The organism is Paenibacillus sp. Dod16, from assembly GCF_049893405.1.
Classification (GTDB): Bacteria; Bacillota; Bacilli; order Paenibacillales; family Paenibacillaceae; genus Paenibacillus_AQ.
On the sequence record NZ_JBNDYG010000038.1, the window covers coordinates 87,446 to 110,906 of the forward strand.

Genomic DNA, 23,461 nt, shown 5'->3' on the forward strand with positions numbered 1-23,461 from the left:
GAAGTTAGTCCTCCGAGCGGCGTTCAATCGCCTCGGACATCGTTTTGTCCGTTAAGTGGGCATACACTTCAGTTGTCTCGGTGGACGCGTGTCCCAATTGTTCTTTGGTTTTGTAAATATCATTTTGCAGATAATAGTCGGTGGCAAACGAATGCCGCAGCTTATGAACGGTCAGGGACGGCTTGCCAAAACGCTTGGCGTATTTGATGATCATCGCCTGAATCGCCCGCTTGGTCATGCGCTGCCCTTCATTCTGTCCGTTACGCAGTGCAACGAACAGAGCTTTTTCTTTTTTTGGCACCTTGTAGCGGGCCTGCCGAAGCTGCAGATAATATTCAAGATCGTCTTTGGCTTGCGCACGGAAGTAGACCGGGGTCTTAAAGGTTTCGTCGTTATTACCTTTACGATAGACATGCAGCATTTTATTGTTCAGGTCGATGTCCGCAAGATTCAAATTGACCACTTCGGATACACGAAGGCCGGAATTTAATATGAGGCTGGCGATACAGGCATCTCTGACCTTATTTTGTTCATGCGCATAAAGCGCCTGTCTTCCAGTATTTTTCCTTTTAACTTGGCAGCCGTGTCTTTTGGTTTATGAATTCGCTTAATTTCTACTTTAGCCATGATGTTACGCTTGAGAAGCGGGTAAAACTCCTCGTCTTCCGCAATCTGGCTTAAATAATGAAACAGGGAGCGCAGCGATGAGAGCTTGCGGGAAACCGTGATTCTGGAGTTGGTCCCCTCCCGGCGTGTAGTCAGATATAACCGGTAACTGGTGATGCTGTCCATGCGCAGCGTCTCCAGCTCAAGCAGCGTTACCTCGCGGTTCGAGGCTGCTTGTGACAGCCCCTCCGAACGGAGCCAATTAAAGAACGTTTCATAATCCCTTACATATTCGAGCAGGGTGGAGGGGGAGAGATCCGGGAGCTTGTAGTCGATAAATTGCTGTACAAACCAAGGCATGTCCGGCGATTTCTCATCGAGTCTTGCACGGTCGATATCTTTTTGTATATTCATGTTCCACCTCGAATGATTGTCTTTATAGCAATGACATGTGTCATTAATTACTAGTGTAACATATGGAAAGTCGATCTTGCTTGCGTGTGTCAGATCACCATGGTCGATTCTCACGAACCCGATATGGCGCTTGTGCCACAATGAGCGGATAATACGATGAAGATAAGAAGCATTAAAATGATAGATGAGATGCTTTAGGGAGGCGGCAGCATGATTTCAGATCGATGTGAACGTATGGGAATTGAGCTGGTTCCCAAGCGGAAACAAGCCGTTATCGTAAACTTGATGCAATTGTACTTATATGATTTTACCAAGTATCTGGATATTTCGGTGAATGATCAAGGGCTGTTTTTACCGTATCCGGATCTGGATGAATTCTGGAAAAAACGAGAACGTAAATATCCTTATTTAATAACGTTTGATCAACGGCCAGCCGGGTTTGCCTTGATCGAGCGGATGGATGATGCCCTAGATGCGGACTATTACATGACGGAGTTTTTCGTTATGCAAAAATATCGGCGTACGGGATTAGGGACTTGGGCGGCAACCCGGCTGTTTGATCATTTCCAGGGACGCTGGAAGGTGACGCAAATCAGCAGTAATATACCGGCGCAGGCTTTTTGGCGAAAAGTCATTGAAGCTTATACGGGCGGCCGATATGAGGAATATATTGATCCGGTTCGCCACAATCCTTCGCAATATTTCAATTCCTAGAATTGTTTCACGGATTTTAAGGAACGTTCCATTGTTTGCTTATAAAATTTGGTTACAGATCAATGCTTAGGAGGGATTCGGATGTATTTACCGAGCTTTCATCTGGAAGGGAAAAAAGCTTTTGTTACAGGGGCTGGACGCGGGATCGGACGCGCCATAGCCATAGGATTGGCAGAGGCCGGCTGCGAAGTCGGCTTGATGTCCCGAACCCGAAGCGATTTGGAGGAGACTGCAAATCTGATCAAGAGCTTGAACCAGGGTCAGGCATTTGTGCTGCCGGGTGATCTGACCGTAAGAGAAGAGATGGAGGGAGCGATTCGAGAATTTGTACATCAGGCAGGACGAATCGACATACTGGTGAATAATGCCGGGATGAACATTCGTACGCCTGCGCTGGAAGTGACGGATTCGGAATGGGACGTGATTGTGCAAACCAATCTGAAATCGGCTTTTGTCGCTTCTCAAGCGGCTGCCCGATTTATGAAAGATCAGGGCAATGGAAGAATCATCAACATCTCTTCCGTAGGCGGACACACGGCTCTTCGCACAGGCGTTGTTTATGGTTCAACGAAGGCGGCTCTCATCCATATGACCAAGGTGCTTGCGATGGAGTGGGCGCAGTATGGAATTCAGGTTAACTCGGTCGGACCTTGGTATTTCCGGACTCCGCTGACGGAGAAGCTGCTTAATGATGAAGCTTATATGCAGGCCATATTGGACCGGACACCGCTTAAGCGCGTGGGAAGTCTGGAAGAAGTGGTGGGACCTGTCGTTTTCCTGGCGTCGGAGGCTGCCAATTACATGACCGGGCAAACGCTGCTGGTGGATGGCGGTCTTAGCATTTATGGATTCTAGCAGGGGAGCATTCTTTCAAACAGAATAAATATAGTGAAATCGAAAATGTAACGAAAATAGGCTTTCAGGTTTATTCGTGTCGGGTAATGATGAATGGGATGAACAGGGAGGAGAGTGAAGGAAGATGGAACGAAGAGCATTTGGACGTACGGACATGCAGGTTAGTGTGTTGGGTTTTGGAGGGGCCGAGATCGGCCAGTCGGATCAAAAGACGGTTGACCGGCTGCTGCACAGCGCCATTGATGCAGGCCTTAACATGATTGATACCGCGGAATGTTATGGCCACAGCGAGGAATTAATCGGCAAGGCTTTGTCAGGTCGAAGAGATGATTACTACCTGTTTACGAAATGCGGCCACGCTTCCGGTTTGGATTATCCGGATTGGGATCCCGTGATGCTTGCGCAGAGCATTGACCGCAGCTTGAAGCGACTGCAGGTGGACCACGTCGATGTCATCCATCTTCACAGCTGCTCGGAAGAGATTTTGCGCCGGGGCGAAGTGATTGAAGTGTTAAGAAGAGCTAAGGAGCAGGGGAAAACGCGGTACATCGGCTACAGCGGCGATTCGACCGATGCGCTCTATGCCCTTCAAACCGGCGTGTTCGACAGCTTTGAAACTTCGCTGAACATCGCCGACCAGGAGGCGATCGATCTCACGATTCCGCTTGCCATGAAGCAGGGCATAGGGATCATTGCCAAACGTCCGGTAGCCAATGTTGCCTGGAAGAACGAAACGCTAAGCGAACAGGATTATGCTTATCCTTATTGGATCCGGCTAGGCGAGTTGAATTACGATTTTCTCGCCGATGTTCAGCAAGGCGTTGAAATGGCGTTAAGATTCACTTTAAGCACGTCGGGCGTAGCTACCGCCATCGTCGGTACGGCAAATCCGGAGCGGTGGGAGCAAAATGCTGCGTTACTGGAAAAAGGGCAGCTGCCGGAGGATATTTACGAGTCGATCCGCAACCGCTGGCGAGAGGTTGCCGGTGCGGATTGGGTGGGTAAGGTGTAAGTGATCTAAAAAAGAGCCTGTCGAGTTCTCTCGACAGGCTCTTTTTTGCGGCTTAAAAGAATACGAATGCTGGTAATAAAATTAATGATGTTATTTCAACATATGAAAAATTCACAATAGGGAAGTGCCGATCAATATCATCAGCTAGCAACTACCTTATTTTACCTGGTTTCTCGATACCTAGCACATTTTCTAGTCTAAAAGAGGAGGCGTGAAGCGAATAAAAGATTGATATGGAAATATTTCCCCCTGTAGAAGATGAATGTCCCCCTTTGAAACCAGTAGGGCTTGGAATAAAATTCTGGTAGACAGCAAGTATTTACATAGGGTTCTGAAAAAATACTTAGGGGGATTAGAAATGAAAAGGACTTCCATGTTACTCATGAGTGTCATGTTGCTGCTCTCCATGTTCCTCGCAGCATGCGGTAACAACAGTGGCACCAACACTCCTGCTGCTGGAGGAGGAGAAACTCCGAAGACGGAAACAACTCCGCCGGCCGATGATAAGAAGGATGAAGCCGCTCCGGTTTCACTCCGCGTGTTCTCGACTTTCGGAGGAACTGACGCAGCTCGCGAAGCTTTCCAGGCAGCGTTGGATGAATTCACGAAGGAACATCCGAACGTGAAGATAGACAACGACACCATGTCAGCAAATGATGACGGTTTCAGAACGAAAGTGAACACCGACATGAACAGCGGCAACGAGCCTGACTTGTTGTTCTACTTCATCGGGGCTGACGCAGAAGGATTCGTCAATGCCGGTAAAGTTGTGCCGTTGAACGAAATTCTCGACGCGGACGCTGAGTGGAAGAACGGCTTCATTCCTGATGCGCTCGAGCTTGCCAAGCAAAAGGACGGTAACATTTACGCTGCACCATTGACCGGTTTCTATGAAGGCTTGTTCGTTAACAAAAAAATCTTCGAAGAAAATGGTTTGGAGCTTCCAACAGACTGGGCGAAATTGACCACAGCTGTGAAAACGTTATCTGCCAAAGGCATTATTCCTTTGTCCGTACCATTTGACCAATCTCACTACCTGATCGAGCATACCATTTTGTCTGCAGCAGGACCTGAAGGACAAAACAAAGGTCTGCTTGACGGCATCGATCCAAATTGGGAAAAAGCGTATGCAGCTATGAAAGAATTGTATGACCTTGGCGCGTTCCCTAAAGATGCGGCAACGATCGATCTGAGCATGTCCGGCAACTATTACAGTGAAGGCCTGGCTGCCATGACCATCGAAGGATCTTGGGCCATTGGCGGTTGGAGCGATGAAACCCGTGACAACTCTACAGTACTGCCATTCCCGACAGTTCCTGACGGCGCTGGCAGCGGTAACGATATCGTCGGCGGCTTCGGTTCCGGTTTCTATCTCTCCAAAGCCACTTATGATGACGCAGCTAAAAAAGAAGCAGCAATCGCCTTGCTGAAACATCTGACTTCCCCGGCGTCCATTCAAAAAATCGCTTCGGCTAACGGCGGAACACCTGCGGCTGACGTAGAAGTGACTGGATTGCCCCAAGTAGCTCTTGACGGTTTCGCTATGGCCGCGAAAGCAGCTTCCATCAGCGCGCCGGTTGACAGTAAAGTTTCGCAAGAAACGTTTGGTAACCTTCGTGCTAGCGTCCAGCCTGTAGTGGAAGGCAAGAAAACTCCTACTCAAGCGATCGAAGAAGCGAAGAAAACCGAGGATGCCAACAAAAAATAGTTTTCATCAGAAACGGTAGAAATAAAAGTGACGTACGCCGCCCCTCTGCTTTCATTTGGGCGGCGTAGTCATTTCGGCATGGACGTTGAAGAAAAATAAACATCAAGGGTGATTAATATGAAGGGTGATCGCAAGTATATTGTGATGTTTTTATTACCCGCAGCAGCCATCATGACAATCTTTCTATATTATCCGTTCTTTAAGAGTTTGTATCTCAGCTTCTATCGCACAAGCGGCTTTTTCGATAAAAAGTTTGTGGGAGGGGCTAACTATGAGAGACTCATTACGGATAAATTGCTTGGCGCTGCAACATTGCACACGCTCGAAATCATGCTCTATGTTATCGTGTTTCAGGTGGGGATCGCGCTTGTGTTGGCTGTCCTGGTAGATAACATTTCCAAGCTCAAAGGTTTTTATCGAACGGTCTTTTTCTTCCCGGTTGTCATCTCCGGTACTGCCATTTCCTTATTATTTGTATTGTTCTACAATTACAACTTCGGTTTGCTGAACAACTTGCTGGCGAACTTCAATATTGAGAAGATTTTGTGGCTGGATGCGAAGAATGCGCTAAAGGCGGTATCGATTCCAACGGTTTGGCATTATGTGGGCTTTTATTTTGTTCTGTTCTTGACCGCGATGTCCAAAATACCCGCGGATTATTATGAGGCTGCAAAACTGGAAGGAATCACGGGGCTCAAGAAAACAACGATGCTTACAATTCCGCTCATTATGAGTGACATCAAGGTTGTTATCACACTTGCCATTACGGGTACGTTGAAGGTGTTCGAATTCATCTGGGTCATTACAAGCGGCCAGAATGGAACGGAAGTCCTGGGAACGTATATGTACAAAAAGGCCATGGTGGATCAGAACTTTGGTTACGGATCAGCGGTTGCGATATACATGGTGGTCTTTGGCGTACTGCTTGCGTTAATTGCCAACCGTTTGTTGAAAAGAGACGAGATTACATACTAAGCATTATAGGGGTGTACTGTTATGGAGCCAACCATCGTCGTTGAACACAAAACTCAGCGCGTTAGGAAGAGTCGGTTTAATTTAGGCACCACGTTGATGTACGTTGTTTTGACAGCGTGGTCCCTAACAACCATTTATCCGTTATTCTGGATCGTGAACAACTCGTTCAAGGTTTCTCGCGATGTGATGAATAATTCCTTTGGTATCGCATGGGAACCGGTGTTTGTGAACTATCAGAACGCATTTGACCGCATTAATATCGGAAGAAGTTATATCAATAGTTTGGTGATGTCCTTCAGTACCGTATTCTTGGTATTACTGCTCGGGGGATTAGCCGCTTATGTATTGTCCAGATTCAACTTCAGGGGCAAGCGCACCATCTATTCCATTCTGTATGCGACTTTGTTGATTCCAGCGTTTGCAACCGTAGTCCCGGTATACGAGCTGCTGATCAAAACGAGCCTGGTCAATACATATTGGGGCCTGATCTTCCCGCAAACGGCAGGCAATCTGACGTTTGCCACCTTGGTGATTGCCGGTTATATGGCAACCATCCCGAAAGAGCTTGAAGAAGCGGCTTTCATGGATGGATGTAACCGATGGCAGATGTTTGTTAAGATCTTCGTGCCGATCTCGCAGCCGGTATTTGCATCGGCGAGTATATTTGTATTTATGTGGTCGTACAATGACTTGTTCTCAGCGTTGATCTTTGTAAACAAAGAGAATGTCCGTCCGATCGTTGCATTGCTGAATGAGATCAGCTCCCAATACGGAACAGACTTTGGTCTGATGGCTACGGCAGTATCGTTGACCGTTATTCCGGTGCTGATTGTATACCTGTTTATCTCGAAGTATATTCAGAAAGGTTTGACTGAAGGAGCTGTCAAGGGTTAAGAAGAGAGCGAACTCAACGAATAGGCAAGTCAAGAGGGGACATTGTCGTCACCTGTTTGACTTGCCTATTCGTTGTTATATTCCATTTAGTCTTTTAATCTGAAGCAAGAGTTGAATCAGCAATTTAAGCAGTTGGACGATTAAATTCAACTAAGCGTGAGAAACCATCTTCTCCATGACCGGCATGGATTGCTCTTTGGGCAATGGCTTTTGCTGCGTTTAAAACGCTGCTATCGATGCCGTGATGTTCGGCCACGTGGATGATATGCTCCATACTTGTCATATTGGAGATGAGACTCGAGCCTTCACCAGGGTATACGCCTTGATCCACATCTTGTGCGATATAGGTCATGATATCCGGCATAATGTTGATGATATTTTGCGCATAGGGAGCGATGTCTTTCGCGGCAATGTTCTCAGCGCGTGCGATAGCCAGAGCGTGTACATAGCCGCTCATGGCTGTCCAGAACACATCCAGCAATGCAACATCATAGGCTGCGGCACGACCGGGATCCTCCCCAAGGAACGAAGCGGTCCCTCCCAGACTGGAAAGTGTTTTCAGGTGGCTGCGGTAAACTTTTTCTTGCCCGCTGTACAGAACAACGGCTGAAGGCTGCCCAATGGTCGTTATCGGCGTCATGATCGCACCATCAATATAGTTAATACCGTTCTCGGCTGCCCAAGCCGCCATTTCGCGTGCACGTTCAGGAGAGTCGGCTGTCAGGTTTATAAGGGTCTTCCCTTTCAATGCGCTAGTCGCATTAGAGAGAATGGAGCGGACTGCATCATAATTGAGTACACAGATGATAATAAGCCGGCTGGCAAGCACGGCATCCGGAACAGTCGGAGCAAGCACTGCACCTTGTGTAATAAGTGGGTCGGCCTTAGCAGCTGTCCGGTTCCACACCGTTGTAGCATGGCCATTCTTGATAAAAGCTCCGGCAAGCGCTTGGCCCATAGGGCCGAGCCCGAGCACGGTGACATGTTCCTTATTGGTGTTTTGCTTAGTTTCACGAACATTAGGTTCGATCCCATGACCTTGATTTTGATTCAATTGTTCCATCCTTTTTTCCTCCTTGAGTGTTGGCTTCGAATATAGTGTAGACCTTGACACTAATGTCAAGGTCAATCGTTATTTTTAATCTCCAAAAAGAGGTGAGTAATTCAACATATGAAAAATTCATAACAATGAAGAATAACGCTCTCTATCTCTCAATCAAACTATATACGCTTTTGAACGTACCTAATTACGACGATCATAATAAAATCAATCATAAGACTAACTAAAAGAAAGTTGTTGACAATATATTAGTGATGTGTTAATTTGTATATACAAATGAGAGGTGTCTGGTTATGAACATTGATGATTCCATACTGAGCTCATGCTTGTTTTTTACTTCAAATCGGTTTGCTCGTTCGATGACCAAGATGGCGGAGGATGCTTTTGCGAAGGCCGGCTTATCTCCTACGTATTCCTACGTTTTGGTGGTGATCCATCAATATCCCGGCATTACGCAGAAAGAGCTAAGCGATAAGTTGTCCATTGCTCCATCCACAAGCACACGGTTCATCGATAAGCTGGAGGAGAAGCAGTTAGTACAGCGCAAATCTGAATGGAAAGAAACGCATATTTTCTTAACGGATGAAGGGAAGTCGTTATATGAGGAGCTGAACCAATATTTTGAACAGCTGTATGGACAGTATGTTTCCCTCTTGGGGAAGGAACATAGCGAACAGTTAACTAAACTTCTTCATGAATCCAGTGAAATATTGAAAAAGGGAAAATAAAGCCTTTTTTTCGTCCCTCATTTGCATATACAATTGATAAAGGAGAGATTCACAATGCAGATTGGTATTATCGGTGCGACAGGGAAAGCGGGAAGTCTGATTCTCAAGGAAGCACAAGCACGCGGTCATGAGGTAACGGCAATTGTACGGAATGTTTCCAAGATCTCCGATTCGAGCGTGAACATTTTGGAGAAGAACGTGCTGGATTTGACGAATGCCGATCTTCAGGGCCTCGATGTCGTCGTGAATGCCTTTGCGGCGGCGCCCGGGCAAGAAACGCAATATGTGGAGGTTGGCCGGGTATTGATAGAAGCTCTTAAAGGCACGAATACCAGACTGTTTGTGATGGGTGGGGCCGGAAGCTTGTTCGTGGATGAAGCCAAAACCTTGCGACTCTTGGAAACTCCAGATTTTCCTAAGGAATACTATCCGACGGCATTTCATGCCAGTGAGAACTTGAAAGACCTGGAACAATCTTCCGATGTGAAATGGACGTATCTAAGTCCGGCAGCGTTCTTTAATCCGCACGGTCAGCGCACGGGCAGCTATCAGGAAGGCAAGGACCATGTCATTGTCAATTCAAACGGTCAAAGCTATGTCAGCTATGCAGATTACGCGATTGCGGTATTGGATGAGCTTGAACAGCCGAAGCATATCCATGAGCGGTATACGGTAGTATCCGAGGCGGAATAAGCCCGGCAACAACCTTTATATAAATCTCGACAAGCTGATTTCATTAGAAATCAGCTTGTTTTGATGCGAAATAACTGTTTCAATAAGTGAGTAATTCAACATATGAAAAATTCACAATAATGGAATAACCTCTATTTATCTAGCCACTTCTATCTCTCTGGCACCCCGACCATCCATATAGACCCTGTCACTTAAGTATAAATGGTGGGGAAACCTGCATACAACCAATGTTGTACGCAGGTTTTTTCAGATTGTGACTAACGGGTAAGGTATCTTCGTTCATAAGAAACGAATATTGATATCGCGAAATCGGCCTGTAGACATTTTAGGCATCTTAATTTGTAAAGTGGGCTGTTTATAGGTCGCGATGCTTTGCGCAGGAAGAATGGGGACAGGCAAGACGATGGTCTGGCTTTGATCTTTTGGCAAACCGTGGATTTTGATCTGTGTTCGATTAAGTTTAATCCATAAATTTTCCGGATGGACACGTTTGGGTACATAGCATTTCACAACCAGAAAGTTATGAGTATCAAAAGTTTCGTATCGAAGCGTATAGGGGTTAGGCAGCATTTCATTTCCGGCCGTTGCTTGTCTTATCGTATCCTTCACATAATCTTCAATGACGGTTGGATCCAGCTGAAAATCCTCATTGAGGTCATTAAGATCCTTGAATTGAAAGGAACTGTTGTTGAAAAAAGAGTCCTTCGATAACCATTCAGGGCGCTTGGATCTTGAGTTCACTAGATATCCCTCCTTCGTTCTGTAATTTCATTGTATGGGCGAAGGAAGGTTAGAGTGACATCTGGGCATCCAACCACATAGAATAAATCCAAGCGTATGATTTTGAATGAAGAGGTGGAATTGTGGTTTCGATTATCGGCAATATGAAGATTGTTAACGTGGGCCCCAGTTCTACGGTCTTGGTTGGAAATACAGGCGTCATTGATTTAAACAGCTCCACAAAAACGTATTCCGGCGCCAACTCGTTCAACACCGGTGACAATATTGGCACGAATATTGCAAACAACCAGGCCAACAGCTTGAACACCATTGATCCGGACCTGATTGATTCGGCTAATGCTTAATTAAGGTTGTGATCCACTGTGAATCTAACGGTACATCAATGTATTAACATACAGCAGCTTCGGGTTGAGGCGGTAACGAATTCTTCGGTGCTGCAGATTGGGACCGCTGGAGAGATCCGGGCATTGTCCAATATTTATAATACGGGTGGATTTACAGGCCCTGCCCCTGAATTTGAGCCTCAGCCTAATAACAATCCCCTGGTTCCTCTACCTGCTCCGACTGAAGGACTATATAGACAAGAATGAGGTGAATGGCCTGCGCATAGATTGTATAGGAGCAGGGGGGCGGTTCCATGTACGATTATTATATACAGCAATTGTTCCATATTCTTCATACCCAGTCAGAGCAGCTGAGTAGAATGGAACAAATGCTGAAGGAAATGCGCAGTGAAATAGATCGATTAAGACAGGGAAGCGAGAAAACGATAGATCGGGTGGAATATAATTTTGATTTATTGAAAATTGAAAAGTTGGAAGGCACTTTAAATATTGGACTGATGCCAAAGGATGGGCAGTCCCTGGACGATATTACCGTGAATGGTCAGCCGCCGTTAGAACTGTCCCAGTCGGGATATTCGGGCGGCGAACTGTACTCGAACATCTATCAGAATGTATCACGTTATCTAGAAGATACAGTACCCGAGCAGATCGAGCGCATGATTCCCGAAGCCCATCTTGTGCTTGGTGATGAATATGCTGCCGTTATTATTGAAGATGTGCGCAAACAACTCGGTGACCGAATTACGGTGTATTTGAAGCAATATCAAACGAACAGGGAAACCATGAACCCGCAAGAGGTAGAGCAATCGATCATCAAACAAATGAAGAGTGAGATCGCTTCAGCAGTTGAGCAGCACCTTCTTAATTTGCAACGAGGGAAGTGGCATTCAAATGAAAATGACAGTCGTCAATAAAGAGCTCCAGGTTGGTTCGATCCGCATTACGGCGATCTCAAGCTCGTCCGTACTGTTGATTGGAGATACCCATGTGATTAATAGCTCCTCCATGTATGATACACCTTCCGAATCACTGCAGATCAGCCCGCTTGTTCCGTTATCCCCGGGTTCCGCACCATGAAACGTCATTCACATGTTGATCACATGTATATCATCAATATTTCAGATAGTTCAGCATGTATATGCGGTGAATCGGGACATATCGATGCCAATACACGCGCATTGGCGGTTCAGCGGCAGGTGCCGGTGTTTTTTGAAGACGAGGGAGATTATGAGGATTACTCGATATTTTCCCGATCCATACCCACATGGCCGCCGCAATCAGACGTAGAACTAAACATTATACAAGACCATAAGAAGATTCATGTGGGATGTATCGATATTATAGCGACTGCATCTGCGTCGGTTGTACAGGTGGGTCCGAACGATACCATGGATTTGGAATCCAGGGTGAAGGCAATCAGACACTTTATTACGGGTGCGCCCGAGTATTTAAAGGATTATAAGGGAGTCATTGTCAAAAAGAATTTCGTGAAGAAGGAATAATCTAAGTCGGCTCGATTGAGACAGCTGATTCAAAATAGGTGATGTCTCATGGCTAATACGATATGTACAAAACAGGAGGAGCATTATATGCGCCTCCTGTTTTTATGTTGATCTATGGATTATTCTCCTTGCTGATGAGCAGCTTCGTCTTTGATCTCTTCCCGGAAGCCGGAAATACTCTTTTCACGACGAGCATTACGAGCTTGAATCTGTTCTTTCTCGCTTGCCGGAATTTCATCTCCAAACTCCTCGAGATAATCTTCGGCTTCACGGTAGTTCTCAATCGTGTTCTGGACCGCCTGCTGCAGATGCTCTACATTGTCTTCGCGATTATCGGGTTTAGCCATGACATTTCACCTCCTTAAATTCAACTGTCTTGCTAAAATTACACACCTCAAATAGTTTTCCATCATAAAAACATCCTTATGCATATGAGACTGACACTATCAAAAAAGCTACAGTATTGTAAATTTTGCAAGTCAGTTCTTTACATTTCTGTTGGACGGAATATGTTATAATGTCGAAAAAGCAGACTTGCAGCATGACATCGAAATAAGAGGAGGAAGAATTCTTGAGATCAAGTCGTTTTATAGTCTGGCTCAGTATGCTAATGATGATGGCATTCATGTTAGCAGCCTGTACCTCAGAACCGATAAAACAACAGCAAACTTCTACAGTAGAAGGCCCTCCTGAATCGGTTGAAGATGAAGAAGAAGGTCAGACCATTACACTAGTAACGCCGGATACGGCGATGAAAGCACCCGAGGAAAAAAGCAAATATCAGATACATACACGGTTGACGGATTTCCAACTCTTGAATGAGTCAACGGGGATTGCTTGGGGGATAACGAACACGGAATTACGTCTGTATCAGACTCAGGATTATGGCGAAACGTGGGTTGATATCTCTCCATCCTCCAATGTACAGTTCGTTGATAAGCTGGAGTATGGGAAAGACATCGTGTTTACGGATAAAAAACATGGTTGGATTATACGCAACAAGCAGAGATCAGCCGAAACGATCCTGCTCAATACGACGGACGGGGGAGACACCTGGAAGCTTTCTTCGCTGCCGGAGACGGGTGTCGTCACGGCCATGTCCTTCGTTTCGTCTCAGCAGGGATGGATTATGGCGAAAGGCGATCTATCCCGGGGCTCTGAGGAGAAGTCGCTATTTCGAACCAGTAATAATGGCGGGTTATGGGAAGAGGTCATGCAGAATACGGAGTATCCTACATCCCGTGTTCCCGGCAGCGTGATTCCACGAACAGGGTCCATCATCGGCTTAACCTTCACGGATTCGCTTGTCGGATTTGCGACCATCCGTGAAATGCAATCCTCCAAACTGTATATTACCCGTGATGGAGGCCAAAAGTGGAAGTCCTCCGGACAGATATTTAAGAGCAAGCTGCTGGATCGGTGCGGTTCGATCTTTGCCGGCGCCCCCAAGTTTCTGGGCAGAGGAAGTAACGGAAGCGAGGTTTATATACCGGTTACCTGCGTGAAGGATGATCAGGCAAGCTATTTGGGTTACTTTACGGCCGACACGGGGAAATCATGGAATTTGGTGTCATTCCCCATGACGGGTGATACCGGCAAGGGCTCCATTCAGCCTGTTTTCCGCCGGCTTCATGACGGGTGGAGAATGGTGAACGGTATTGTTTATCATACGAATGATATGGGCAAGACCTGGAAGCCATTTCCGAGAAGCAAGCTCCTGAACGATAATCTCGCCAAATATCCGAACGTGGTGAAACTGCAATTTACATCGTCTGATGTCGGTTGGATGCTGATTGAAACAACGGACAAGAATCGATCGCGTCTAATGAAAAGCAGTGACGGTGGGGAAACCTGGCAGGGTCTATAGATTGTGGCGAGAATACGTGTTTGAATATGCCAATAAAAAGACCAGATTAAAAAAGCTTTATCAACCGCGACTTTATCAGTTTTGATAAAGCTTTTTTTTCGGCTTATTTTGTGAAATTAATCACAAACTTTAACCTCCATGTATGCTACTATAAAGATGTAATCAGATACTCCAAATTGTTTAGAAGGGGACGATCCTCATGCATACCGATCAAATGACGATTAACTTCCTACGTCTTTGCTACCATTGTGATGATGCATGTTTATGCGACACCGAGGAGCAGTGTCTGGCTTGCTGGAATGAGCAGGAAATGACACCAGAGGAGCATGAAATGACAGGACAAGAAGAAACGATGAAATGGATGAGATTGGCTTACGATTGAATAATGATGACAAAGATGACCATGAAGAGTATGAATGGAAGCGGACGTTCTAGTCTTCGCGAAGAAGCTGATGACTGGTTAAGTGCAGACATCGGCTTTTTTGGTGCTCCCAGAAAAGGACAAGTTCTTTAAAATTTCAATCAAACTTTCCATGAGCTATGAGTTAAATTGTCCGAAATAAAGCATATACATATTTCAAGACAAGGTGGAGGGGGGAGCCGTATGGGATCGGGGTCAGTTTGGATGTTCGATTTTTTCGGCAGCGTTATGCCCGTGTTTTTCATCGTCGTCATCGGGATCATTCTGCTGTCGGCCGGTAAGGGAATCTTGCAATGGAGTCAGAATAACCGACAGCCTTTGCTATCGGTCGATTCCAAGATTGTGAGCAAACGAACGGAAGTGAAACATACGCAGCAGACGGATGATACGATGTCGAGCCGTACTCGTACCACCTATTATCTGACCTTTGAAGTGGAGAGCGGAGACCGCATGGAGTTTGTTGTAAATGGGGAGGAATTCGGCATGTGCGCGGAAGGAGACGAGGGACTGCTGCGTTTCCAGGGAACCCGGTACTACGGATTCGTTAGGCACCCTAGAGCGAAACTTAGCGTGGTCCGTGGTTATGACCATCCTAAATAAGAGACGGACTTAATTTTATATACACCTTCTCCTGTGGTATATAATGAAGGAGAAGGAGGGGCGGCATATGAAATTTCAGGATAAAACGGTCGTAATAACGGGCTCAGCCCATGGGATTGGCCGCGGATTGGCTGAGGCTTATGCTCTAAGCGGGGCTCGAGTGATATTAAGCGATGTACATGAAGAACAGGGCAGCCTGGCGGCAAATGCCTTGCAGGAACAAGGATTGAACGCGGTCTTCATCCCTTGCGATGTAAGGAAGGAAGAAGATATTAAACGCCTGATGAACCAAGCCGTCCAATATGCCGGCACCATCGATATATTGATTAATAATGCCGGGGTCTCCCGTTGGAAATCGCCATATGAGCTAACGGTTGAAGACTGGGACGATGTGATCAACACGAATGCCCGAAGCTGTTTTTTGGCAACGCGCGAAGCGGCGGTACATATGAAAAAAGCTGGGAATGGCGGGGCTATCGTCAATATGTCATCCACGCGTTCGATCATGTCCGAGCCGAATTCGGAGGCTTATGCAGCTTCCAAAGGAGCCATTGTCGCGTTGAGCCATGCCATGGCCGTAAGCCTGGGGCCCGATGGAATCCGGGTGAATTGTATAAGTCCGGGGTGGATTGAAACGGGAAACTATGATGAGCTTCGTACAGCGGACCATGAGCAGCACCCAGCCGGACGGGTAGGGACCCCAGCTGATATCGCCAAAGCCTGCTTTTATTTTACCGATCCGGATAATGATTTCGTAGCGGGGGCCCATCTGGTTGTGGATGGCGGCATGACCCGCAAAATGATATATGAGCCTTAGTTCACCTGAATATCTAAGAGCGTCTTCCCATGGAAGGCGCTCTTCTTCTTGATAGCCATGGGGCCGATACTCTCGAATATGATACAAATTCGTGATGCATTAACATTTTTGAAGAAAACCTGTTCATGATAAATAAAAACAGTATGATGTAATTAATGTAAGTATGAAGAAGGTCACATCTAAAGAATGGGAAGGAATGAGGGTATGGGGAAATTGACGACAACCAGTGCAAAAAATGAACGTTCCAATCGAGTGTCCGTGTTCGTTACACTGCTCATGTCCTATCTTGTGATACTGCTGATCCCGGTCATCGTGTTCTGGGGACTGTATACGCAAATCGAGCGGATTATGATCGAAAATGCCAACAACTCCAACATGGCACTGATCGAGCAGGCGAAGCAGGTGGTGGACAGCCGATTGGATGAAATGCATCTGATTTCCCGGAACATCACTTTGCATCCGCGACTGGATGCGCTGCTAAAGGCAAGCTCCCCTCAAAATGGAACCGAGAACTACAATTACTACACTTTCATGCAGGAGATGCAGCGCTACCGTAACAGCAGCAGTTTTATCACCGATTTTTACGTATATTTACGGGAGAGCGATACGGTTCTCAGTCCCTCCTTAAAAACAACGTCTCGTGTCTTGTTTTCCGATATTTACGGATATGAAAAATTAACCTATCAACAGTATCAAGCAGATATTCTGCACGGAATCCACTTTAACCGGTATTTGCCCGTGACCGAAGTTGGCAAAGGGTTAAATCAGAAACGCATGCTCACATATATGCAAACGCTTCCATTTGGTGAGAAAGCCAATCCCAAAGGCGCGCTTGTTATGCTGATTGAGGAGAGGCAGATCGCAGGATTGCTTGATGAGATTGTGAAAACAAACCACGGAACCATTTACATCAAGGATGCCAGCGGCCAAGTGATTCTTAGTGCCGGTGAATCCGAGGTTCACAGTACGGGTAAAACCGCGGATAATCCGCGTGTGATGACGGTATCGACAAGGTCTGCCCGGAGCGGGTGGGAATATGTATCGGCCGTGCCGGAAAAAGCGTTTATGGAAAAGGTCTATATGGTCAAGCGAATGGCCGTTGGCGTTCTGGCCATCTGTCTTGTTGCTGGGATTGCGGCCTGTGCGTTCATGACCTACCGCGCGTACTTCCCTTTGCGTGACATTATCCGTTTCATCCGGCAATCTCATCCGGCTAAGGAGGGTAAGGTACGTAACGAATATGATTTTATCAAATCGACGATGGCGGATTCCTTCGGTAAGCAGACGGAGATGAAGGAGCAATTGTCCAGGCAAACACCGGTGATTCGGTCCAACTTTTTGCAGCGTTTATTGAAGGGAAACGTGGACACGGCGGATATGTCCGATCATGCTCTGGATTTCATGGGGATCTCGTTCCCGCATTCGAGTTTTGCGGTTGCCTTGATCGAGCTGAGGGATGCCAGCGGGTTCATACATAATGAGCGGGAAAGCGAATGGGCCCTGATCCGTTTTGTCACCGGGAAGGTGGCGGAAGAAATTCATCCCTTTACCGCATATTCCGTGGAGCTGGAGAAGAACCTGGTTGCCATTATTCTAAACATGCCGGAACCGCTGCATGATAAGGCAGACCAGCTGTACGATTGGGCAGAGCAAGTGAAGCTGGTGATTGAACAGCGCTTTAAATCCGATATCACGATCGGGATTAGCGAAATCCGTACAGGTCTTGGCTGTTTGGCGAGCGGTTACACCGAAAGCTTGAAGGCTTTGGAATATTCCATTTTTACTGCGTATAAACCGATTTTATTGTACGAGGAAATGAAACAGAAAACGGAGGTGTATTATGATTTTCCCATTGAGACGGAAATCCAGCTCATTAACGCCATGAAAAGCGGGGATACGGATAAGGCGCAAGATATCATCCAGAGTCTGTACCACAATAACTTCAACGGACAATCCATCTCACCTGAGCTCGGCAGACTTATGTTCGCTAACCTGCTCAGTACGATGTTCAAGCTGCTGAATGCTTTGAATTTGAAGTACGAGGATATATTCGGCGAGTCAGGCAAAACGCTTGAAGAAATTACGGAGGGGAGCACGGTTGAGGAGCTCTACCGGGAAGTGAAATGGATGTTCGGCAAGGTTTGTCTCTACGTAAAAGATCAAAGAGGCGATTCCTCTTCGCTGCTGCTTGAGAAAATCAAGAGTTACATTGCGGATCATCACGATGATGCCATGATCAGTCTGGCTTCCATTGCCGAGCAATTTGATATTACGCCGCCGTATCTGTCGGCTTTCTTCAAGAAAAACAGCGGCACCAATCTCACGGATTACCTGGCCAAGATTCGGATCGAACGCTCCAAGGAAATGATGCGGGATGCCAAAAACACGATTTCGCACATTGCCCGTTCCGTCGGTTATACCAGTGACGTCGGTTTTATCCGGGTGTTCAAGAAATACGAAGGGATCACTCCGGGAAAATACAAGGAAACCCTGCATTCCCTATCATCGACCTTAAGAAATGATCATCTCAATTCTTAATCCCTGTTTATGGATGTTGAAACTGTACGGTATACGATGTAAGCGCTTCAGCGTTACGATTTGAACAGAGCGGGCTGGTTGGAACCACCTAAGCCTAATCTTATCGAATGATCATTCATTAGGGAAAAAGGGAGGCGTCGTGATTTGAAGACAAACCGGAAACGTGTTGTGAGACTTGTGATCTTTATGCTGATTGTGGCTATGATTGCCGGATGCAGCGGAAAAAGCTCGGGGGCCGAGGAGCCTGCCGGGGAAAAAGGTAAGGAAGGTACAGGCGTGGCCACTGGTGGTGACCCGGAATATCCTGAACAGTTGACCTATTGGGTATCGCTGAATGCAAATGCCTCTGCAACGATGCAGGATATGAACGGAATTGCCGCATATCAGGAATTGGAAAAAACGACAGGCACCAAGGTGAAGTTCCAGCATCCGCCGGCGGGCCAGGAGGCAGACGCTTTTAACATTATGGTCTCTTCAGGCAATTTGCCGGATGTGGTGGAGCATGGATGGGCCAACGTATCAGGAGGTCCGGATAAAGCCATTTCGGACGGGTCCATCATCCGTCTGAATGAGTTGATTGAAGAGCATGCACCAAATCTAACGAAAGTGTTGAATGAGCACCCGGAATATAAAAAGCTGATTACGACAGACGGAGGAAACATTTACGTATTTCCATTTATCCGCGGAGACGAATATTTGCTGACCTTTAACGGTCTGATCATCCGCAAGGACTGGCTTGACCAGCTTCAGCTGCCCGTACCGGAAACGATTGATGAGTGGTATGAAGTATTGAAGGCGATCAAGACCAAGGATCCGAACGGAAACGGGCAAGCGGATGAAATCCCGCTGCTGCTGGATATGGATATGACGGGCATCAATCATGCGTTTGTCGGTGCATGGGGAGTTACAACCGGATTTTATCAGGTGGATGGGAAGGTCCAGTATGGACCCATCCAACCGGAATTCAAATCTTATTTGGAAACGATGAGCAAATGGTATGCCGAAGGCCTGATCGATCAGGATTACGCGGCAACGGACGGCACGCTTAAAGATGCCAAAGTGACCAACAATCAAGTGGGTGCCTTCTCCGGTTACATGGGCAGCAGCCTCGGGCGTTATTCCGAGCTCATGTTAAAAAGCAATCCGGATGTAGAACTGGTGGGCGCTCCGAACGTTGTCCTGAAGAAGGGGGATAAACCGGTCCTTGGACAGAAGGATTCGCCGTTCAACGGATTTGGGGCGGCTGTGACGAAAGCGAACAAGTTCCCGGCGGAAACGGTGAAATGGCTCGATTACAAATATGGGGAAGAAGGACATATGCTGTTTAATTTCGGAGTTGAGGGAGTCAGCTACGAGATGAAGGACGGATACCCGACTTATACCGATGAAGTGATGAAAAATCCAGATGGGCTGTCAATCACCCAGGCGATGTCAAAATACAACCTGGCCAGTTATTCGGGACCTTTCGTCCAGGATCGCCGATACATCGAGCAGTATTCCGCGCTGCCTCAGCAGAAAGCGGCTATTGAGACATGGATGAATGCGGAGAATGACCGTTTGATGCCGATTATTTCCCCAACGGCAGAAGAAAGCACGCGTTATGCCTCGATCATGAACGATATTAATACGTACTACGAAGAAATGGTCAACAAATTCATTATGGGCGTGGAGCCGATCAGCGGTTTTGACCAATTTGTCCAAACGGTACAGGGTATGGGCATTGAGGAAGCGCTCCAGATTCAACAAGCCGCGCTGGACCGGTTCAACAGCCGTTAAGTTGTAGGCGCATGAAGAGGGAGAAGACCTCGGGATTCTCCCTCTAACTGTGAATGATTTTTTTGTCAGAGGAGGGCATACGGAGAGGTTTAGCGCAAGAGCTGCGAAGGACTTTCGCCGAAACTCCACGATTTACCTGATGCTGCTGCCGGTTGTGGCGTTTTATGCCGTGTTTCACTACGGACCGTTATATGGCCTGCAGATTGCGTTCAAGAACTTTTCGGCAGGGCTCGGCATATGGAATAGCCCGTGGGTCGGATTTCAACACTTCAGCGAATTCTTTAACGGATTTTTCTTTGAACGAGTGGTTACCAATACCATTATCCTCGGAGCGTATGATCTCATATTTGTTTTTCCCGCATCCATCGTGCTGGCGTTAATGCTGAATGAGGTACGACATCGCATATTTAAGCGGACGGTACAATCCATTACGTATATTCCCCATTTCATATCTGTCGTTGTGGTTGTCGGGATGCTGGTGGATTTCTTGTCGGTAGACGGGCTGATTAATCATATCATCACCTACTTCGGCGGCAAACCGATATCATTCATGCGGCTGCCGGAATGGTTCCGCACCATATATACCTCATCTGCCATCTGGCAAGGGATCGGTTGGGGCTCCATTATATATCTCGCAGCTATTTCCAATATCGATCCGTCCCTTTATGAAGCGGCTAAAGTGGACGGTGCCGGCCGCTGGAAGCAGATGCTTCAAATTACGCTGCCCGGCATTCTGCCAACGGTCATCATTCTGCTCATCCTGCGGATTGGTTCCTTTATGGCGCTGCAGGATGAGAAGATCCTGATTATGTACAATCCGGTTACCTATGAGACGGCCGACGTTATCGGTACCTACGTCTACCGTAAGGGGATTCTGGAAGCAAGCTACAGCTTTAGTGCCGCCGTTGGCATGTTTAATTCCATGATTAACTTTATGCTGCTCATTGGAGCCAATTATCTCAGCAAGCGGTTTACGGATACGAAGCTGTGGTAGAAAGGGGGGGCATCTATGCGAACTTCAAAATCTGTCAGTGAAGTCCTGTTTGATTCTGCGAATGTCATTCTCTTGTGCTTGCTATCGATCGTCACGTTATACCCGTTTCTCTACGTATTGTTTGCTTCCATCAGCACGCCGGCTGATTTCGTTCAGCACCGGGGAATCCTGCTGTGGCCCAAGGGCTTCTCGCTGGATTCCTATCGTATGGTATTTGAGAACCCCAATATTATCCGAAGTTACCTGAACACGATATTTTATGTGGTGGTCGGCACGACGCTGAACATTCTGATGACGGCTCTCGGAGCCTATGGCTTATCCAGGAAAAACGTGATGTGGAAGGGCACCATCATGATGCTGATCGTAATGACGATGTTTTTTGACGGCGGGCTCATTCCGAAATACCTGCTCGTGAAAAATATGGGTCTGCTCGATACGTACTGGGCATTGATTATTCCAAGCGCCATGACGACATGGAACTTGATTATTATGCGAACGGCATTTCAAGGAGTACCCGATGCGCTCGAGGAATCCGCGCGGATCGACGGAGCCAGCGATTGGACCATTCTGTTCCGGATCATCATCCCGTTATCGCTGCCGGTCATTGCCGTCATGGTGCTCTTTTACGGGGTGTGGCATTGGAATAAATGGTTTGACGCCCTCATCTATTTAAGGGACCGGGACTTGTTTCCGCTTCAGCTCATCCTGCGCGAAATTCTGATCCAGAACGATACCAGCAGCATGATGACCTCGGTAGGAGGGGGAGATAGGATGCCGGTTGGCGAAACAATTAAGTATGCAACGATTATGGTGGCTACGCTGCCGATTTTGTTTCTATATCCATTCCTGCAGAAATATTTCGTGAAAGGCGTCATGATCGGAGCCATTAAAGAATAAGGAGGCAGTTGACTCATGTGGGAGCAAGCTATTATGGATGCGGTAGAAAAAACCAAGCGGAATATCGGTCAATTTCCGATGAAGTTTCCTCATATCACGGAAGAGAAGCGTTACGAGTGGGGAGAAAGCAATGACTGGATTGAAGGATTCTACACCGGGATGATCTGGCTGTGTTATGAATACACGAAAGACCCCCTGTTTAAGGAAACGGCAATAGCACACTTGGAGGATTATAAGCAACGACTGCAGGAACAGCGGCATCTGGACCATCACGATATCGGATTTCTGTATCTTCCCTCTGCACTGGCAGCGTGGATTGTGGATGAGCATGAAGAAGGTAAACAGCTCGCTTTGAAAGCAGCGGATCATCTGATGCTGCGCTGGCGGGAAGAGGGTCAGTATATTCAGGCCTGGGGCCGGAAAGGCGACGAGAAGAACGGCGGTCGCATTATCATCGATTGCATGATGAACATTCCGCTGCTGTATTGGGCATATGATCAGACGGGTGATGAGCGATACAAGCGCGTCGCCGTAGCGCATGCGGACAAGAGTCGACGCTACTTAATGCGGGGTGATGATTCGTCGTATCATACCTTTTACTTCAATCCGGAGGATGGAACCCCCATCCGAGGAGGAACGCATCAAGGATATCATGACGGATCAACATGGACGCGCGGCCAGGCATGGGCCATCTACGGATTTGCGCTCTCATACCGCTATACCCGTGATCCGAAATATTTGGATACGGCTTTACGCGCCGCTCGTTTCTTTATTGAATACTTGCCGGATGATCATGTTGCAAATTGGGATTTTGACGTTCCGATTGAAGAGGGTACACCTCGCGACAGCTCCGCCTCCGCCATTGCGGCGTGCGGCATGCTGGAGATATTGGAGCATCTGGACGGAGAAGATGACAATAAAGGGCTATTGACAGAAGCCGTTGAGAAGTCGATGATATCTCTCGTAAACCAATATTCTACCATCGGTGAAGCAGCAGAGGAAGGCTTGATCAAGCATGGTTCCTATTACGTCAGAGGCGGTGCGGGTCCGGATGATTATATGATCTGGGGCGATTACTATTACCTCGAAGCCTTGCTGCGGCTGACCAAAGGGATACCTGGCTATTGGTATGAGAGAGGTTAGCATATTAGAATCTGTGTAACAAAGTGGGGATGTCGCGTGTTATGCGGCACCTCCTTTTTTGTGTGAAATATGTGGGGTTCATTGTTCACAATTTACTCATTAGCATTGTCAGAATGTCTTTGTTATGATGAGGAAGATTCAAATTTGAGATAAATGGTTTGG

25 protein-coding genes and 1 pseudogene are annotated in these 23,461 nt (G+C 47.0%); 22 read left to right on the top strand and 4 right to left on the bottom strand.

Annotation, left to right across the window (positions count from 1 at the left end; genetic code table 11):
- Positions 1-4: 4 nt before the first annotated feature.
- Positions 5-1,020: pseudogene (locus ACPV3A_RS25740) on the bottom strand (tyrosine-type recombinase/integrase).
- Positions 1,021-1,230: 210 nt separating this feature from the next.
- Between ACPV3A_RS25740 and ACPV3A_RS25745 the strand changes: the two are divergent.
- From ACPV3A_RS25745 to ACPV3A_RS25770, 6 genes are all read left to right on the top strand, one after another.
- Positions 1,231-1,734: a GNAT family N-acetyltransferase gene (locus ACPV3A_RS25745; RefSeq protein WP_426202053.1), complete on the top strand. Its 504-nt coding sequence runs from the start codon at positions 1,231-1,233 to the stop codon at positions 1,732-1,734.
- A gap of 81 nt (positions 1,735-1,815) precedes the next feature.
- Entirely contained in the window at positions 1,816-2,589 is a 774-nt protein-coding gene (locus ACPV3A_RS25750; protein WP_339223283.1) for a glucose 1-dehydrogenase, read from the top strand.
- A gap of 124 nt (positions 2,590-2,713) precedes the next feature.
- Positions 2,714-3,601, top strand: a complete 888-nt coding sequence (locus tag ACPV3A_RS25755) for an aldo/keto reductase (RefSeq protein ID WP_426202056.1) — start codon at positions 2,714-2,716, stop codon at positions 3,599-3,601.
- Positions 3,602-3,959: 358 nt separating this feature from the next.
- The gene (locus ACPV3A_RS25760) at positions 3,960-5,309 is read left to right on the top strand and encodes an ABC transporter substrate-binding protein (protein WP_071218168.1); all 1,350 of its coding nucleotides are present in this window, start codon (positions 3,960-3,962) and stop codon (positions 5,307-5,309) included.
- 117 nt (positions 5,310-5,426) lie between these two features.
- Positions 5,427-6,284, top strand: coding sequence for a carbohydrate ABC transporter permease (locus tag ACPV3A_RS25765; RefSeq protein ID WP_071218167.1), 858 nt, complete (start codon positions 5,427-5,429; stop codon positions 6,282-6,284).
- Positions 6,285-6,305: 21 nt separating this feature from the next.
- The gene (locus tag ACPV3A_RS25770) at positions 6,306-7,178 is read left to right on the top strand and encodes a carbohydrate ABC transporter permease (protein ID WP_071218166.1); all 873 of its coding nucleotides are present in this window, start codon (positions 6,306-6,308) and stop codon (positions 7,176-7,178) included.
- A gap of 124 nt (positions 7,179-7,302) precedes the next feature.
- On the opposite strand, the gene ACPV3A_RS25775 is transcribed toward ACPV3A_RS25770, so the two are convergent.
- Positions 7,303-8,241 (bottom strand): NAD(P)-dependent oxidoreductase, encoded by a 939-nt coding sequence (locus ACPV3A_RS25775; protein ID WP_426202060.1) that lies wholly within the window; start codon positions 8,239-8,241, stop codon positions 7,303-7,305.
- A 290-nt stretch (positions 8,242-8,531) separates the two neighbouring features.
- On the opposite strand from ACPV3A_RS25775, the gene ACPV3A_RS25780 reads away from it, so the two are divergent.
- Together ACPV3A_RS25780 and ACPV3A_RS25785 are read left to right on the top strand one after the other, a co-directional pair.
- Entirely contained in the window at positions 8,532-8,966 is a 435-nt protein-coding gene (locus tag ACPV3A_RS25780; RefSeq protein ID WP_194542106.1) for a MarR family winged helix-turn-helix transcriptional regulator, read from the top strand.
- 54 nt (positions 8,967-9,020) lie between these two features.
- Positions 9,021-9,659: an NAD(P)-dependent oxidoreductase gene (locus ACPV3A_RS25785; RefSeq protein ID WP_339223291.1), complete on the top strand. Its 639-nt coding sequence runs from the start codon at positions 9,021-9,023 to the stop codon at positions 9,657-9,659.
- A gap of 279 nt (positions 9,660-9,938) precedes the next feature.
- Here ACPV3A_RS25785 and ACPV3A_RS25790 read toward each other — a convergent pair whose 3' ends face one another.
- Positions 9,939-10,400, bottom strand: a complete 462-nt coding sequence (locus ACPV3A_RS25790; RefSeq protein WP_426202062.1) for an Hsp20/alpha crystallin family protein — start codon at positions 10,398-10,400, stop codon at positions 9,939-9,941.
- Between the two features lie 122 nt (positions 10,401-10,522).
- Between ACPV3A_RS25790 and ACPV3A_RS25795 the strand changes: the two genes are divergently transcribed.
- The 5 genes from ACPV3A_RS25795 to ACPV3A_RS25815 are packed head-to-tail and all read left to right on the top strand — an operon-like array spanning position 10,523 to position 12,246.
- Complete coding sequence (locus ACPV3A_RS25795) at positions 10,523-10,744, top strand: spore germination protein (RefSeq protein WP_071218161.1); 222 nt, start codon at positions 10,523-10,525, stop codon at positions 10,742-10,744.
- An 18-nt stretch (positions 10,745-10,762) separates the two neighbouring features.
- Entirely contained in the window at positions 10,763-10,990 is a 228-nt protein-coding gene (locus ACPV3A_RS25800) for a spore germination protein GerPB (protein WP_074961788.1), read from the top strand.
- A 47-nt stretch (positions 10,991-11,037) separates the two neighbouring features.
- Positions 11,038-11,658, top strand: coding sequence for a spore germination protein GerPC (gene gerPC / locus ACPV3A_RS25805; RefSeq protein ID WP_339223295.1), 621 nt, complete (start codon positions 11,038-11,040; stop codon positions 11,656-11,658).
- Positions 11,636-11,821, top strand: coding sequence for a spore gernimation protein GerPD (locus ACPV3A_RS25810; RefSeq protein WP_071218159.1), 186 nt, complete (start codon positions 11,636-11,638; stop codon positions 11,819-11,821). Before gerPC ends, ACPV3A_RS25810 begins: the two co-directional genes overlap by 23 nt.
- The gene (locus tag ACPV3A_RS25815; protein ID WP_216531140.1) at positions 11,818-12,246 is read left to right on the top strand and encodes a spore germination protein GerPE; all 429 of its coding nucleotides are present in this window, start codon (positions 11,818-11,820) and stop codon (positions 12,244-12,246) included. Before ACPV3A_RS25810 ends, ACPV3A_RS25815 begins: the two co-directional genes overlap by 4 nt.
- A gap of 119 nt (positions 12,247-12,365) precedes the next feature.
- Here the strand turns inward: ACPV3A_RS25815 and tlp are convergent, their stop codons facing one another.
- Positions 12,366-12,593 carry a small acid-soluble spore protein Tlp gene (tlp, locus tag ACPV3A_RS25820; protein ID WP_339223297.1) on the bottom strand — a complete coding sequence of 76 codons (228 nt, stop codon included), beginning with the start codon at positions 12,591-12,593 and terminating at the stop codon, positions 12,366-12,368.
- A 224-nt stretch (positions 12,594-12,817) separates the two neighbouring features.
- On the opposite strand from tlp, the gene ACPV3A_RS25825 reads away from it, so the two are divergent.
- From ACPV3A_RS25825 to ACPV3A_RS25865, 9 genes are all read left to right on the top strand, one after another.
- Entirely contained in the window at positions 12,818-14,113 is a 1,296-nt protein-coding gene (locus tag ACPV3A_RS25825; protein ID WP_194542112.1) for a YCF48-related protein, read from the top strand.
- Between the two features lie 199 nt (positions 14,114-14,312).
- The gene (locus ACPV3A_RS25830; RefSeq protein WP_071224374.1) at positions 14,313-14,495 is read left to right on the top strand and encodes a hypothetical protein; all 183 of its coding nucleotides are present in this window, start codon (positions 14,313-14,315) and stop codon (positions 14,493-14,495) included.
- A gap of 222 nt (positions 14,496-14,717) precedes the next feature.
- The gene (locus ACPV3A_RS25835; RefSeq protein WP_220685715.1) at positions 14,718-15,134 is read left to right on the top strand and encodes a DUF2500 domain-containing protein; all 417 of its coding nucleotides are present in this window, start codon (positions 14,718-14,720) and stop codon (positions 15,132-15,134) included.
- 67 nt (positions 15,135-15,201) lie between these two features.
- On the top strand, positions 15,202-15,951 hold the full coding sequence (locus ACPV3A_RS25840; protein WP_426202068.1) for an SDR family NAD(P)-dependent oxidoreductase: 750 nt from the start codon (positions 15,202-15,204) through the stop codon (positions 15,949-15,951).
- 204 nt (positions 15,952-16,155) lie between these two features.
- On the top strand, positions 16,156-18,489 hold the full coding sequence (locus ACPV3A_RS25845; RefSeq protein ID WP_426202070.1) for an AraC family transcriptional regulator: 2,334 nt from the start codon (positions 16,156-16,158) through the stop codon (positions 18,487-18,489).
- Between the two features lie 144 nt (positions 18,490-18,633).
- Entirely contained in the window at positions 18,634-20,265 is a 1,632-nt protein-coding gene (locus ACPV3A_RS25850) for an extracellular solute-binding protein (RefSeq protein ID WP_426202072.1), read from the top strand.
- Positions 20,266-20,314: 49 nt separating this feature from the next.
- Positions 20,315-21,259, top strand: coding sequence for an ABC transporter permease (locus ACPV3A_RS25855; protein WP_426202074.1), 945 nt, complete (start codon positions 20,315-20,317; stop codon positions 21,257-21,259).
- Positions 21,260-21,274: 15 nt separating this feature from the next.
- Positions 21,275-22,156, top strand: coding sequence for a carbohydrate ABC transporter permease (locus ACPV3A_RS25860; RefSeq protein ID WP_194542117.1), 882 nt, complete (start codon positions 21,275-21,277; stop codon positions 22,154-22,156).
- 15 nt (positions 22,157-22,171) lie between these two features.
- A complete protein-coding gene (locus tag ACPV3A_RS25865) occupies positions 22,172-23,299 on the top strand; it encodes a glycoside hydrolase family 88 protein (RefSeq protein ID WP_426202077.1) in 1,128 nt (375 codons plus the stop codon).
- Positions 23,300-23,461: the final 162 nt, after the last annotated feature.